Raw genomic sequence first — 14503 nt, 5'->3', positions numbered from 1 at the left:
TTATCGCTCACCTCTTTGACCAATCGCTCGAATTACTAAAATAAACAGGAATGAAATAACAAGTAAAATCATTGCTAACGTCCATAGCGCATTGTTCCAAGCTGTTCCATTCAATGTATTCGTCATATCCATTGTCAGAATACCAGTTAACGTTGCTGTTGGACTATATATTCCTTCCGGTAATTTAATCGTGTTCCCGATTACCATTTGAACCGCTAACGCTTCACCAAAAGCACGCGCTAATCCTAAAACTATACCTGTTAAAATCCCTTGTTTTGCAGCAGGAACAATAACTCGGCTAATCGCTTGCCATTTCGTCGATCCTAGACCGTAAGAAGCTTCCAAGTAATCAAACGGAACAGAGCGTATTGCATCAGAGGCAATACTAGCAATAGTAGGTAAAATCATAATACTCAGGACAATAATACCCGCAATTAAACTAAAGCCCACTCCACCAAACGAATCACGTAATAGAGGAACCAAGATCGTAACCCCTAATAATCCGTATACAACTGATGGAATACCAACTAATAATTCTAAAACAGGCTTTAATACTTTATTCCCAAACTTCGGCGAAATTAAATTCATGAATATAGCAAGAGCTATAGCAATTGGTGCACTAATGACAACAGCACCTAGCGACACAAGCGTCGAACCGACAATAAAGATTACAGCACCATACGTACCTTGATCAGCATTTGGATTCCATTTTGTCGAAGTTAACACCTCAGAAAATGAGATACCACTTTGCGTGAAAGATTGAATTCCTTTGCCGCAAATAAACGCAATAATAGCTAATGTAATAAAAACAATAAAGATACCGCAAAACGTAACAAGTGATCTACCTATATATTCACTCTTTACGTAATTAATTTGTTTTTTCCCCTTCATCACAGGACAGACCCCACTTCATAGATTGAAATGAACAGGACTGGCCTTGTAGCCAGCCCCATAAAATTTTATTACTTATTTAATTTCGACATTGGGATGTAACCCATATCTTCTACTTGTTTTTCGAAATCTTTACCTTTTACATAGTCAATGTAAGCTTTTGTCGCTTCTTTTGCCTCACCTTTAGTTACCATGTACTCGTAAGACCAGAATGGATATTTACCAGCAGAGATGTTTTCAACTTTCGGTTCAGCACCATCAATTTTCACAGTTTGTAATGCACCTTTTTTATCGCCAACCATGTAAGACATTGCTAAATAGCTGATTGAACCTGGAGTAGAGTTAATCGCTTGCTCTACTGCACCGTTAGAATCTTGTGTTGTACCAGTTCCATCATTAATTTTAGCTTCTTTCATAACTGTTTTTTCAAATGTAGCACGTGTACCAGATGAAGCTGGACGATTAATTACATTGATTTTCTCATCTTTTCCGCCTAACTCTTTCCAGTTCGTCACTTTTCCAGTGAAGATATCTTGTACTTGTTTTGCTGTTAAGTTATCAACTTTTACATCTTTATTTACGACAAGCGCGAATGCGATACCCGCTACCTTGTTATCTACTAATTCTTTTGCTTTTTCAGCATCTTTTATTTTATCTGAAGCCGGAACATCCGAATTACCAATTTGTACTGCACCAGATGCTACTTGGTTAATCCCAGTTCCACTACCGCCACCTTGAACTTGAATAGAAACTTTTGAATTTTTCTCCATGAATTTCTTTCCAGCTTCCTCCGCAAGAGGTTGAAGAGCTGTAGAGCCAGCCGCTGCAATCGTACCTGATAATTCTTGTTTTGCATCGCTACCTTTAGCAGCTTCCTTATTATCCGTACTTTCTGCTTTTCCACATCCAACTAATGCACCTGCAACAACTAAAGCCGCTAAAGAAAATTTAATACCCTTTTTCATGATCATGTCTTGTACCCCCATTTGGATTATCACTTTTCGAATTCATCTTCTTTCGAACACAAATTCATTGTAGGACAACAATATTATGTGAGTGTTAAGCAATTTTTAAGTTTAAGTAAATAGCGATAACACCCCATAAAAGCTAGACATTCCAACATTTATAGTTAAAAAAGCCAACAAAACCCACACTAAACACGCAGTATTGTAAATTTATTCTTAACAATGTAAATCCAATGTAAATATTTTTCTTTATTTTGCCCTTTAAGTTAAAACTATATTTACAAATCCACTATATTTTTAAAATTTTACACTCTTACTTTATTTACATTAAGAAGAATTTCAGTAATATTTTTCGGTACAACTCAATAAATTGGAACAATTCTAAAAATAATTGAATATTTTTAAAGTACTAATTGACAGCATCATTCAATGTAGTCTACTATATTAGTATCAAAAAGTTTACCTAAGGAAACTTTTTAAACTAAAACTAAAAATATAGAGATGAGGTAACTTTTATGGTATCGGCTAATACTAAACCCCTTTCCGAATTCATAACAGGGGAATTTGTACAAATTGAGAAGATACAATTAGAAGGAACTATGAAACGACGTTTATTAGATTTAGGATTTTTTCCTGGAGCGACAATTAAAGTATTACAACGCAGCCCACTTGGAGACCCAGTCGCTTATCAAGTAAGCAACACAACTATTGCACTGCGTAGTGAAGAAAGCTCCCTTATTTTCGGGGTATTAATAGGAGATGATTTCAGATGAGTAACCATCGCATTGCGTTAGCTGGTAACCCGAATACCGGGAAAAGTACATTATTTAATACTTTAACAGGCTTAAAACAACATACTGGTAACTGGACGGGGAAAACTGTTTTAAAGGCTGAAGGGGAATATAAGCATGGCGGACATATATATACAATAATAGATTTACCTGGAACTTACTCACTGTATTCAAATTCGGCAGATGAAGAAGTCGCACGAGATTATATTATATTTGAAAAACCAGAAGTAACTGTAGTTGTTATAGACGCAACTGCAATGGAAAGAAATTTAAATTTAGCACTCCAAGTGATGGAAATGACAAACGATGTGGTCATTTGTATTAACTTAATTGATGAAGCAGAGAAAAAAGGAATCATTATTGACGAAAAGAAATTAGCAAAATCACTTGGTGTACCGGTAGTTAAAATTTCAGCCCGAAACCGAGTTGGTATCGGACATTTACTAAGCGTCATCGCTAAAGTAGCAACTAAAAAACTCATTCCAACACCAATTAAAATTACTTATAATGAAAAAATTGAAAATATGATTCAAGAATTAGAACCACAAATTTATAAAGTGTTCGGCAATACGTATCCAGCACGTTGGATTGCGTTACGTATTTTAGATGGAGATAAAAATTTCTTAACTGCACTTCAAAAACATCATAACGAACCACTTGTAAGGGAGGTCGTAATAAATGGAATCTCACTCAGCCAGTAAGGATCTTCCTCTGGACTATATTGTTCAACATGCACAAACACTTTCAAAAGAGGACATACGAGATGATATTGTCGGAGATATTTATCGAACCTCCGCAAGTATATGTAAAGAAGCTGTCCAATATACGAATACTGATAAATTATATCGTTCAGAAAGATTAGATAAGATTTTCACTTCTCCTATTTGGGGATTTCCAATTATGCTCGGTATTTTATCTATTATTTTTTATCTTACAATCGCCGGTGCTAACGTGCCATCCGAGATGATTGCTGAATTTTTCGGCTGGGCCGAAGGATATTTAACATCTTGGTTCCAAGCAATGCATGCACCAGAATGGCTACATGGCGTTTTAATACTTGGTTTATTCCGTGGTACCGGAGCCGTTATTAGCGTTATGTTACCACCTATGGCAATCTTCTTCCCTATGTTTGCCCTCTTAGAAAACTATGGATATCTACCACGCGTTGCGTTTAACATGGATCGTTTATTTAAACGCTCTGGCGCGCATGGGAAACAATCTTTAACTATGGCAATGGGGTTTGGATGTAACGCTGCCGCTATTATGTCAACACGTATTATCGAATCACCACGTGAGCGTATGCTTGCCATTTTAACAAACAACTTCGTCCCATGTAATGGACGCTGGCCTACATTAATCTTAATGGCTTCATTATTTATGGCTGCTGGATATACAGGCAGCATGCAAACACTTGTTACTGCCGGCGTTGTCGTTGGAATGGTTGTAATTGGCGTTATTGTAACTTTAACTGTTTCTTGGGTTTTATCAAAAACTGCTCTAAAAGGCGTTCCAACTCACTATACGTTAGAGTTACCACCATACCGTAAACCTAAAATTTGGAATACAATTGTGCGTTCAACGCTCGATAAATCAATATATGTTTTAAAACGAGCTGTAATTGTAGCTGCACCTGCCGCTGTATTAACTTGGATACTTGCTAATATTTTCGTCGGTGACACAAGCTTACTTATGCATTTCGTAAACTTCCTAGATCCATTCGCTAAATTACTAGGACTTGATGGTTTTATTCTAGCGGCATTTATCCTTGGGCTACCAGCTAATGAAATTGTTATTCCAATTTTATTAATGTCTTACTTATCAACTGGTGCTTTAACTGAAATAGATGATTTTAATCAAATTAAAAATCTATTCTTAGAACACGGTTGGACTTGGTTAACTGCGCTAAACACAATGTTGTTCTCACTCCTTCATTTCCCATGCGGAACAACACTAGTTAACATATATAAAGAAACAAAAAGTGCCAAATGGACATTCTTATCGTTTGCAATCCCTACTGTTATTGCCATTGTTGTTACATTCCTCTCTACACAATTGGTACATTGGTTAGGTCTTGTATAAAAGCAAAGTATACATAGAAGGAATCCCCCTTCAACATATACTTTGTGCACAAAAGAAACCTAAAATTTATTCAGGTTTCTTTTTTTGCGCCTCTTCTTTCCACGGCTGGGCACCATACGTTGTAATTTTTTTATGAATCAAATATATAGTCCCTGGAAGAACCGCCATTAATATCGTGCAACTAATTCCCAATCCAGTAAACAACTTCCATCACCTTATTTCACTCTCTTCGGTAAAGCTGAACCTGAATGTGCAATCGTTGGATGAACATGAACAGTAATTTCAGCATTACTAAAGTAATTTTCACCTTGATCCCAATTCTTACTTATCTTTTTCCACTCTTTATAATTATGTCGCTTATATACTTCCCCTAATGCTAATACATCTACCTTATATTTTTTTTGAACAAGCTTAATCGATTTTTGGATGCGTTTCTCCATTTCCTCCGCGATGTTTTTCTTTAATCGATTTTCACTCATAATTTGTTTATGATCACTAAAATGCAACTCGGCTAATGTCCCTTCCAAAGATAAATGAATATCAAACTTCGGTTTTGTAGCATTTTCCGTAGATACTTTAATCTTTCGGTGCATCTTATGAATTTCATATGTAATAAGTTGATTCTTTTTACGGATAGTAAAAAAACCTCCAATTTTTTTACCTATTATATAATTCATTCCTAACGTTTCTTCCCCATTCAAAATGCCTACACACTTATTATCCTTCCCGCGAAACAACGCCGCTCCGTTCATTTGTACCCCTTGTTTTGTTAGTTCGAGAATAGGTAATACGAAACTCTGGTTAGAAATCATCTTTTCCTGTACTTCACCAATTCTTGCAGCCTCAATCATTTGGGCATTTTTCGGTGGGTGTTCAGCTAACATATCTATATACTGCGCTGGCAAATTTTCAGGCTTGGCACTCTGCTTTAAAATAGCTTCTGCATTTTTCTTAGAAACGAACAAACGAATATTTCTTCTCATTTCATGATCGCGAATATATACATCTAACGTATTTTGTAAAACATATGGATTCGCTAGTAAATCTTTAGAAAAAATTATCACTTGTATATGCGGAAAGAATAATGCGCGACTAATTTTTTTAGCAATAATTCGTATTTGCTCAAAGACACTATCTGCTTTCGCACTAACATTAATATAATTTTGGCTATCTCCATCCCCTTGTCCACCTTGTTGCGACAATTTACTTGGGAGTACCATCTGATACGTCCCTTTCATAATTGGATTTGATTTCTTTGCCTTTACAATATCGTAAGCTGCGCCTACTACAAATCCCCTTTCTTCTATCTCCTCCAGCTCAGAGCACCCACTAATAGATCCAGCTAAAAACATAATTATTATAATTTTAAGAAGGTGTTTCATTTCCACCATTCCTTCTTTTTATTTTATATACAATAAAAACTAGCAAAGGTGCTAACACAACAAACCCCATATCTATCCAAGCTAAATAAGTCCCATAATTTGATAAATCATTCGAATTGCCAGGTATCATATTCACCATAAAAATAATAGGAGCACTCACAAAAATAAATACATGTTTCTTCACTTTTGGAAACATAGCACAAAACAATAAAGATGCGACGTCATAATACATTGCTGTAGTGTTATAAATAGTAATAATCCAAGTAGTAAAAAAAATCGCATCAAATCTCTCTAAAAATCCTCCACCAATTTCAATTTCTTTCCCTAGTTCAATTGTTGGAAATGTCAATCCACGTGTTGTCATATACGAAAAAACACTAATACAAGTTACATAAATTAAAATGTATGACAAAACGTTTACTATCACCGCTTTTGCAACTGCCATTGGCGCTTTTTTCACTGTCTTATCGTTCAACATCACAGCATAAAACAGAGCTACCTCAAATCCGATAAATGTGAAAATAGAATTTTTAACTCCTACAGCATATTGACTGACGTCCGTTTGAAAAGCCGGTAGTAAATTATCTATTTCCATTAAGTTCACATTCAATAAAGAAAGCAGTACGATTGCAATTAAAACGATAGGTAAGAATAAAACGTTTAACCTTAATAGAGCCGCTCTCGACCCTGCTATTCCATAAATAACAACTAATAGGAAAAAGAACGACAATAGTTGTACTGGTGTATCACTAAATAAATACGTTTGTGAAATAATTGCAATCATTCGCGATTCATATGCTGTCAAAGCAGCAAACGTTAATACTAAAATGCTACTAATTGTGTATGCAACAGGCTTCGTCAAATGTGTACTTGTATATTGAACAAAGTTTTGTTTTGGGAATAAAATAGCCACCCTCGTTACAAACCAACCTAAAACTGCACATATCAATCCACCCAAAAGCAAAATAATCCAACCGTCCGAAAATAAAGTTTGGTTGGCAATATCCCTTGGCATAGACAATGCACCTATACCAATAATGGTCGACGATACCGCAAACCCAAGTTCCCGAGATCCAATCTCTTCATCGCCATACTCAAATGGTTTCAATTATTCTCGCTCCTTTGGACGTAATGTAGAGTCTTTCGTTTGTAAATATTCCGGTCTCTCTTTCAACATCGATTTTGGTATACGAATAAGTTCTTCTTTCCAATCTTTATAAAATGCAGGAGCAATAGGCGTTGTATACGGAACACCAACACTCTTCAAATTCGTAATATGAACAGCAAGTGCAATAAGAGCTAAAATGATTCCATACAAACCAAAAGCAGTCGCCGCTAATACAAAGACGAAAAGTAAAATCCGAAACGTAATCGTAATGCTATATACAGGGAGCGAAAAGGTAGCAATTGCAGTAACTGCAATAATAATTACTAAAAATGGATTTACAATCCCGGCATTCACCGCCGCTTCTCCAATTACAAGACCACCTACAATACCAATCGTTTGCCCCATTGGCTTTGGCAATCTAATTCCAGCCTCTCGTATTAACTCCATCGTTAATGCCATCATTAATGTTTCAATATACGCTGGAAACGGAACCCCTTCTCGCGCTCCAGCAATTGAATAGGCCAATTTAGACGGAATAAGCCCTTGGTGGTATGAAACAAGCGCTACATACATCGCCGGTAACAAAACCGCCATAATACCAGAAACCATTCGTAAAATTCTTAATAACGTCCCAATCAGCCAACGCTCGTAATGGTCTTCTACAGATTGAAAAATATCAACAAATACGAGTGGTGCAATAAGAGCGAACGGTGATCCGTCTACTAAAATAGCCGCCTTTCCTTTCGTTAATGAGGCCACAATATTGTCAGGCCTTTCTGTGTTCAAAAACTGTGGAAACGGCGATAAATTATTGTCTTGAATTAATTGTTCAATCGTACCCGTCTCAAAAATAACATCTGTCACTATTGATTGAAGGCGCCGATCTAGTTCTTTTACAATATAAGGGTTAATAATATCTTCTATATATACTAGGGTTACTTCTTTCTGTGATCGCTTCCCCATAATATAAGATTGAAACCGCAACTTCGGATCACGTAAACCACGGCGAATTAGCATTTTATTCACATTAATATCTTCATTTAATCCAACTCTCGGTCCACGGATTAAATCTTCTGTCACTGGAGGTTCTAGACTTCTTTTCTCCCAAGCCCTACTGTTAACAACAATAGCCGTTTGAATATTATCAATTAATATAACTGTGTCTCCCGCTAGAATTGCATTTATAATATCCGGAAACGTTGTCTTCATACCGACTTCTGCGATAGAAATAAAACGATCCAATAACGTTTGAACAACAGCTGCTTCTTTTTCTATTTCTTCATATTGAAGCGTACGAACTACATATTTATAAACATTATCCTTATCTGTTAACCCACATAAAAAAATGACAGCGCAGCGTGTAGAACTACCAGCAAGAGCAACTTCTCTAATTGTTAAATCATTAGGTGAACCTAACTCATCCCTAATTTCCTTCATAACCTCAAACAAGTTACCTTTTAACTCTAACAAATTCCCCACCTAGCTTCCTTTTCAACAAGTTTTTAGTTAGATTCCGCTAATAGAAGGAAATATATACAAAAAAAGAGCTATCTCTTTTCAAAGATAGCTCTAACATACTGATTACTTTTCTACTATTATATTGTCTGCCTTTATAGATACATTTTTCGTGAATCCACTAACTACAAACATCACAATCATATTAATTAACAATGCGACTATACCTACATTCAAATCTTTTATATACTGCGGGAAACTCGGAAACATTGTAGCTAAAGTAGAACCTGTTAAAGTGATATATGCGACAACTAACAACCCAATCCCCATTCCTGCAATCGCTCCTTGCTTCGTAATAATTTGACGAGGAAACAAACTACATACAAGCGCAGGGAAAAGCTGCGTAACGATACTGTACCCCATTAAAAGAAGCGCCCCTATCGTTTCTCCTCCTTTAAAGGTAAACAAAACGGCTACAAGCGTTACTACAGGCACAAATAATTTTGCCGCTTTAGCAACTTGTCTATCTGAAGCAGACGGAGCCATCGTTCGGTAAATATTTTTCGCTAGCAATGTCGAAGCAGCCATAACAAGCATGGATGCTGGAACTAATGCCGTTAATACCCCCGCACTACCAATAATTCCAATAAACCAAGGATCAAAAGTTTGAAGAGCAAGACGGAATAACGAAAGATCTACATCCGCTCCCTTTAATCCGGGAACTTGCAGGATAGCAGCAAAACCTGCAAAGAATACGAAAAGCAACACTAAAGAATACAGTGGCATGATCGCCGCGTTTTTCCTAAATACTTTTTCATTTTTTGCAGAGAAAGCCGAAGCAAATGTATGGGGCCACATATAGAAACCAAGGGCCGTTAATATAATAGTAGAAACAAACCAAGAAATACTCATTCCTTCTTCAGGTAAAGATAAAAAACCTGGTTTCGCTGCTTCTACAGCTTCAAACATCGGCTGAAACCCTCCGTAATAATGGTACGGTAAATATATACCTAAAAACATAACGATAAATAGTATCATAATATCCTTCAAAGCAGCTGTCCAAGCCGATCCATGTATACCTGAAACCATTACATATATAGTTATAACAATAGCACCAATCCACACCGCAATAACAGGTGACACTCTTCCATAAGAAGCTTCGGAAACGATGATCCCTAACCCCTTTAGCTGTAAAATGAGATATGGGATGATGGAAACAACACCAACAATCGAAACAATCAATCCAAGCGCTTTACTTCTATATTTCTTTGCAAAAAAATCCGGCTGTGAAACAAGGTTATGTTCTTTTGCATATTTCCAAATTGGAGGCAATAAGAAATACGATAAAATATAGGCTAATGCACCATATCCTAAAATATAAAAAGTAGGAGCTCCTTTACTATACGCCCAACCACTTCCACCTAAAAATGTGAATGTCGTATAAATTTCGCCTGCCATAAGGAGAAAAACGAAAATAGTTCCAAACCCTCTTCCTCCAACTGACCATTGCTCTAAATTCATATCTTTTCCATGTTGTGCTCGAATTCCTAAAAATAGTGCTAGAAATAAGAATAAAATAATAATAAGTAGTGCTGTCATTTTACATCCCCCTTATTAGCAGGATCGAATACGTACACAAGCCCCATACAAAGAGACGTAATAAGCACTGATAATAGTATCCAAAATAATAGAAATGGCATCCCCAATACGTAAGGAGTGACCGAATTTGCAAATACTGGTCCAACTACTAAACAAAGAACTGGAATAAGTGCTAGCACGTGTATTTTCTTCATCTCATTCTCCTTTACTTATAAAATTCATAATGGATGATACAAAGACTTCCACTCCAATTGGTAATGCGTCTTCGTCAATTGTAAAACGAGGGTGATGATGCGGATATATAATTCCCTTCTCTTCATTTCCTGCCCCTATAAAAAAGAACGTCCCTGGTGCCTTTTGTAAAAATGCCGAAAAATCTTCTCCTGCCATCGTTGGTTGTAAACGAACAACTCTCTCTCTTCCATACAGCTGTAATGCCGTATGTTCAATAAGCTCTGTAACTTCATAATCGTTCACAACTGGTCGATATCCATACTCATAAGAAAATGTATACTTAGCACCGTAGGATTCTGTAATATGTTTTACAATCCTTTCAAGCTTCTTCTTTGTTTCTTCTCTTAATTCATGCCTTAAACTTCTCACTGTCCCTTCAATCTCCGCTTGTTCCGGGATAACATTATGAGTTGTCCCAGAATGAAATTGCGTAACAGATACTACGAGAGAATCTAACGGATTCGTGAGGCGAGATACAATTTGCTGGATTTGTGAAACTACTTGCGCACCAATGGCGATACTATCAACTGTTTCGTGCGGAATTCCAGCATGCCCACCTTTTCCCTCTATCTTAATTCTAAAAACGTCCGGTGCCGCCATCGCAGGGCCATAAATTACACCTACTTTTCCAACCTCTAATGACGCCCAAAGATGAGCACCAATAATGCAATCCACACCTGCCATCACTCCCGCTGCGACCATTTCCTCTGCACCACCCGGAAAATTTTCTTCTGCATGTTGAAATAAAAAGCGAATCTCTCCTTTAACTTTCTCTCTTTCCTCTACCAACTTATGTACTACACCAAGCAATATTGCCATGTGACCATCGTGACCACACGCATGCATCACACCTGGATATGTAGAAATAAAATCAAACTTATTTTCTTCATGAATAGGAAGAGCATCCATATCAGCACGAACCGCGAGAGTTTTACCAGGCTGCTTACCTATTAACCTTGCCATTACACTATATTTAGTAGGTCGCGAAACTTCTAAATACGGAATTTCCCGAAGTATGTCGAATACAAATTGAGATGTTTTTTCCTCTTGAAAAGATAACTCTGGATACTTATGAAAATGCCTTCTCCACTCAATCAACTGATTCTTTGATAAAACAAGTTCCTTTGCGACATCCATTTCTCTTCTCCCCTTCTTCACCAAGTTAAATGTTATTATAACGCGAACTGTTAACTTTCGAAAGAATCTTCAGAATTTTCTATAATAAACATTTAAAAATAAAAAGCCATCTCAAGATGACTTTTCACTTTATAAAATAGTAATCGCTTGTTTCCCCATTTGCTCCCATGCCTTTTCAAATTCAGCACGAGGAACGGCTTTTCGTGGATTGTTTGCAAGAGGATCATTTACGTATACAAAGTTTTGATCATATCCAATTACTACAACACTATGCTCATAATATGTAATTTTCACTTCACCTGAACTCGTATTCCATGTTTCAAAACTACTTTCAGCTAATGGTTTAAACGTTGTATTAATAATTACCCATACCGGAGAACCAGAACTAATTACTTTATATAGATCTTGCACGTCTCTGCCCGTTAAATTAATTACTTTTTCAGGAACATACTTTTCTGCTAAATTAAAAATTGGTTGATTATATACACCGTATCCTCGCTCAGCTTTCGTATAAATATTTCCAACGAATCCCTCATAAGGATTTCCATGCAAACCATTTTGTTCAAATGGGACGCGATGAATCTCACTAGCAAGTTGCATCTTATCTACTTGTACACCTTTATGTTGCAGTAGCATAGCTAAACTTGTCACTTCACAACCTCTAGGTAATTCGGGTAACTGTCTAATAAACGGAACCTCTGTAATCATTGTACTTTCTTTCATCTCAGAGAAAAGGTCTAACCGTAATTCCTGTGCCTTTCTCATAATTTTATCTTTCTCGAAAAAAAATACGACAGCAAATATACTACCTAAAATAAAAATATATTTTAACTTTTTCATCATAAACCAAACTCCATTATATCAATTATTTTTAAGGCTCAACTTCTATCATTGTACCTTTCTTCTTACTAGTTTGCTAGAAAGATTCTGCGAATTATTATTCACAAATATCATTTTAAAATTCTAATTATTTTTAATAAAAAGAAAAAACAATATACTTTTTCAGAATATTTTGCTAAAATCAAAATTATTAACATAGTGAAAGAATCATATTTCTTTCACTATGTTAATAAACATTCTAAGGTATTTAGTCATAGTTAGTTTTTCTATTACATACTCAGTTCACAACAAAATAAACCGAGTATGTTTTTCATCCCCCACTAATGATTAAAATCCCAGAATGAAATCAAGTTAACACATACAAGAAAAATACGGGGTGAGGGGCATATGAATCAACAAGTAGAACAAACAGATTTAAAACGAACAATGAAAAGTAGACACTTATTCATGATTGCACTTGGTGGAGTCATTGGAACAGGATTATTTATGGGTTCTGGACAAATCGTCCATAATGCTGGACCAGGAGGAGCTATTCTTGCATTTTTAGTCGGTGGTTTCGTTATGTATTTAACTATGTTATGTCTTGGTGAATTATCAGTAGCTATGCCAGAAGCAGGTTCATTCCAAAGCTACGCAAGCAAATTTATTTCACCTGGTTTTGGATTTGTCGTCGGTTGGATGTATTGGTTAAATTGGGCTGTTACAGTTGGAGTAGAGTTAACAACTGTTAGTATTTTAATGAAACGTTGGTTTCCAGACGTTTCTTCGTGGATTTGGTGTGTTACATTTGCAGCAGCACTCTTTCTTGTAAACGCTCTATCAGCAAAAGCATATGCAGAGACTGAATTTTGGTTCGCTAGCGTAAAGGTTGCAACGATTGTTATCTTTATCGTACTTGGAGGCGCAGTTATGTTTGGTTTTCTCGACTTTAATGGAAAGCCAGCACCAATGCTCCACAATTTCACTGAAAATGGCGGCTTATTTCCAAACGGTGCACTAGCAGTTCTTCTTACAATGATTACTGTAAATTACTCATTCCAAGGAACAGAACTTATCGGAATTGCTTCAGGGGAAAGCGAGAACCCTGAAAAAACGATCCCGAAAGCTATAAAAAACACAATTTGGCGTACTCTATTCTTTTTCGTCTTAGCAATCTCAGTTGTTGTAGGTTTACTCCCATGGCAAGAAGCTAATCTAGTTGAAAGTCCATTTGTACTTGTGTTTGATATGGCTGGTATTCCATATGCAGCGGACATTATGAACTTTGTTATTATTACAGCTGTATTATCCGTAGCTAACTCTGGTCTATACGCAAATTCTCGTATGCTTTGGGCGATGGCAAAACAAGGAATGGCAAGTCCAGCTTTTACAAAACTAACTAAAAAAGGTGTACCGCTAAACGCATTAATTTTCAGCCTAATTTTTGCAAGCCTTTCTTTATTAACAAGTATATTCGCGGCAGATACTGTCTTTTTAATTTTAACATCGATTGCAGCTATGGCGGCTGTTGTCGTTTGGATGTCGATCGCAGCTTCACAGTTTTTCTTCCGTAGAAACTTCGTGAAAAATGGCGGCAACATAAATGATTTAAAATACCGTACACCACTTTATCCAATAGTTCCAATCGTAGCTTTCTCACTCAATTTCATTACATTTATTAGTTTAGCTTTCATTCCAGATCAGAGAATTGCTCTTTATTGCGGGATTCCATTTATGATCATTTGTTACATTTTATACCAAGTTAAATATAAAAAAGTTGTCACATTTGAACAACAACGAAATATAACTCAGGAAATAAACTAAATACACAAAATATTCAGCTATCTTTCTTATGATAAGATAGCTTTTTTCTATTTCTTGGATATGTTGGTATAACTTTATTTATCTTAAAATTCTCACAATAACGTTTTTATCTGGAAAATAGTTTACAATGTTATCAAGTTACAAATGATATTCACCTTAAAAAGCGTGCATTTGTGTCTATTTTTTAACAATATAACAAAAACTATTGCCAACTATAAA

Annotated in this window: 14 protein-coding genes; 4 read left to right on the top strand and 10 right to left on the bottom strand. The window is 36.1% G+C overall.

Going from position 1 to position 14503, the window contains the following annotated elements; genetic code table 11:
- Both pstC and EXW56_RS03590 read right to left on the bottom strand, forming a co-directional pair.
- Window positions 1-891, bottom strand: a complete 891-nt coding sequence (gene pstC, locus EXW56_RS03595; protein WP_002090872.1) for a phosphate ABC transporter permease subunit PstC — start codon at window positions 889-891, stop codon at window positions 1-3.
- 71 nt (window positions 892-962) lie between these two features.
- Window positions 963-1862, bottom strand: coding sequence for a phosphate ABC transporter substrate-binding protein PstS family protein (locus EXW56_RS03590; protein WP_002114243.1), 900 nt, complete (start codon window positions 1860-1862; stop codon window positions 963-965).
- A gap of 509 nt (window positions 1863-2371) precedes the next feature.
- Here EXW56_RS03590 and EXW56_RS03585 point away from each other — a divergent pair.
- Genes EXW56_RS03585 through EXW56_RS03575 form a run of 3 tightly spaced genes read left to right on the top strand, consistent with a single transcriptional unit; the run spans window position 2372 to window position 4726 of the window.
- Window positions 2372-2629, top strand: a complete 258-nt coding sequence (locus EXW56_RS03585) for a FeoA family protein (protein WP_002201736.1) — start codon at window positions 2372-2374, stop codon at window positions 2627-2629.
- Complete coding sequence (locus EXW56_RS03580; RefSeq protein ID WP_002201737.1) at window positions 2626-3348, top strand: FeoB small GTPase domain-containing protein; 723 nt, start codon at window positions 2626-2628, stop codon at window positions 3346-3348. Before EXW56_RS03585 ends, EXW56_RS03580 begins: the two co-directional genes overlap by 4 nt.
- On the top strand, window positions 3326-4726 hold the full coding sequence (locus EXW56_RS03575) for a nucleoside recognition domain-containing protein (RefSeq protein WP_002201738.1): 1401 nt from the start codon (window positions 3326-3328) through the stop codon (window positions 4724-4726). Before EXW56_RS03580 ends, EXW56_RS03575 begins: the two co-directional genes overlap by 23 nt.
- 66 nt (window positions 4727-4792) lie before the next feature.
- On the opposite strand, the gene EXW56_RS03570 is transcribed toward EXW56_RS03575, so the two are convergent.
- The 8 genes from EXW56_RS03570 to EXW56_RS03535 all read right to left on the bottom strand — a co-directional run bounded on the left by EXW56_RS03570 (window position 4793) and on the right by EXW56_RS03535 (window position 12481).
- The gene (locus EXW56_RS03570) at window positions 4793-4930 is read right to left on the bottom strand and encodes a hypothetical protein (protein WP_087952777.1); all 138 of its coding nucleotides are present in this window, start codon (window positions 4928-4930) and stop codon (window positions 4793-4795) included.
- An 11-nt stretch (window positions 4931-4941) separates the two neighbouring features.
- Window positions 4942-6108 carry a Ger(x)C family spore germination protein gene (locus EXW56_RS03565; RefSeq protein WP_215597182.1) on the bottom strand — a complete coding sequence of 389 codons (1167 nt, stop codon included), beginning with the start codon at window positions 6106-6108 and terminating at the stop codon, window positions 4942-4944.
- Window positions 6092-7216 (bottom strand): endospore germination permease, encoded by a 1125-nt coding sequence (locus tag EXW56_RS03560; RefSeq protein ID WP_002201740.1) that lies wholly within the window; start codon window positions 7214-7216, stop codon window positions 6092-6094. Before EXW56_RS03560 ends, EXW56_RS03565 begins: the two co-directional genes overlap by 17 nt.
- Complete coding sequence (gerLA, locus tag EXW56_RS03555; protein WP_087952781.1) at window positions 7217-8695, bottom strand: spore germination protein GerLA; 1479 nt, start codon at window positions 8693-8695, stop codon at window positions 7217-7219.
- A gap of 102 nt (window positions 8696-8797) precedes the next feature.
- On the bottom strand, window positions 8798-10270 hold the full coding sequence (locus EXW56_RS03550; RefSeq protein WP_215597181.1) for a sodium:solute symporter family protein: 1473 nt from the start codon (window positions 10268-10270) through the stop codon (window positions 8798-8800).
- Window positions 10267-10464, bottom strand: a complete 198-nt coding sequence (locus EXW56_RS03545; protein WP_002116275.1) for a DUF3311 domain-containing protein — start codon at window positions 10462-10464, stop codon at window positions 10267-10269. Before EXW56_RS03545 ends, EXW56_RS03550 begins: the two co-directional genes overlap by 4 nt.
- Before the next feature lies 1 nt (window position 10465).
- On the bottom strand, window positions 10466-11641 hold the full coding sequence (locus tag EXW56_RS03540) for an amidohydrolase (RefSeq protein WP_002201744.1): 1176 nt from the start codon (window positions 11639-11641) through the stop codon (window positions 10466-10468).
- Between the two features lie 129 nt (window positions 11642-11770).
- Window positions 11771-12481, bottom strand: coding sequence for a C39 family peptidase (locus EXW56_RS03535; RefSeq protein ID WP_033716928.1), 711 nt, complete (start codon window positions 12479-12481; stop codon window positions 11771-11773).
- Window positions 12482-12868: 387 nt separating this feature from the next.
- Between EXW56_RS03535 and EXW56_RS03530 the strand changes: the two genes are divergently transcribed.
- On the top strand, window positions 12869-14284 hold the full coding sequence (locus tag EXW56_RS03530; RefSeq protein WP_002201746.1) for an amino acid permease: 1416 nt from the start codon (window positions 12869-12871) through the stop codon (window positions 14282-14284).
- The last annotated feature ends 219 nt before the right edge of the window (window positions 14285-14503 follow it).

Source organism: Bacillus mycoides (assembly GCF_018742245.1).
Classification (GTDB): Bacteria; Bacillota; Bacilli; order Bacillales; family Bacillaceae_G; genus Bacillus_A; species Bacillus_A cereus_U.
The sequence above is the reverse complement of the archived record's forward strand: the minus strand, read 5'-3'. Positions and strand labels throughout refer to the sequence as shown.

What these genes read in the sequence shown, in the direction of transcription:
- pstC (WP_002090872.1), bottom strand. Translation starts at nt 891, where the DNA reads ATGAAGGGGAAAAAACAAATTAATTACGTAAAGAGTGAATATATAGGT.
- EXW56_RS03590 (WP_002114243.1), bottom strand. Translation starts at nt 1,862, where the DNA reads ATGATCATGAAAAAGGGTATTAAATTTTCTTTAGCGGCTTTAGTTGTT.
- EXW56_RS03585 (WP_002201736.1), top strand. Translation starts at nt 2,372, where the DNA reads ATGGTATCGGCTAATACTAAACCCCTTTCCGAATTCATAACAGGGGAA.
- EXW56_RS03580 (WP_002201737.1), top strand. Translation starts at nt 2,626, where the DNA reads ATGAGTAACCATCGCATTGCGTTAGCTGGTAACCCGAATACCGGGAAA.
- EXW56_RS03575 (WP_002201738.1), top strand. Translation starts at nt 3,326, where the DNA reads ATGGAATCTCACTCAGCCAGTAAGGATCTTCCTCTGGACTATATTGTT.
- EXW56_RS03565 (WP_215597182.1), bottom strand. Translation starts at nt 6,108, where the DNA reads ATGAAACACCTTCTTAAAATTATAATAATTATGTTTTTAGCTGGATCT.
- EXW56_RS03550 (WP_215597181.1), bottom strand. Translation starts at nt 10,270, where the DNA reads ATGACAGCACTACTTATTATTATTTTATTCTTATTTCTAGCACTATTT.
- EXW56_RS03545 (WP_002116275.1), bottom strand. Translation starts at nt 10,464, where the DNA reads ATGAAGAAAATACACGTGCTAGCACTTATTCCAGTTCTTTGTTTAGTA.
- EXW56_RS03540 (WP_002201744.1), bottom strand. Translation starts at nt 11,641, where the DNA reads ATGGATGTCGCAAAGGAACTTGTTTTATCAAAGAATCAGTTGATTGAG.
- EXW56_RS03535 (WP_033716928.1), bottom strand. Translation starts at nt 12,481, where the DNA reads ATGAAAAAGTTAAAATATATTTTTATTTTAGGTAGTATATTTGCTGTC.
- EXW56_RS03530 (WP_002201746.1), top strand. Translation starts at nt 12,869, where the DNA reads ATGAATCAACAAGTAGAACAAACAGATTTAAAACGAACAATGAAAAGT.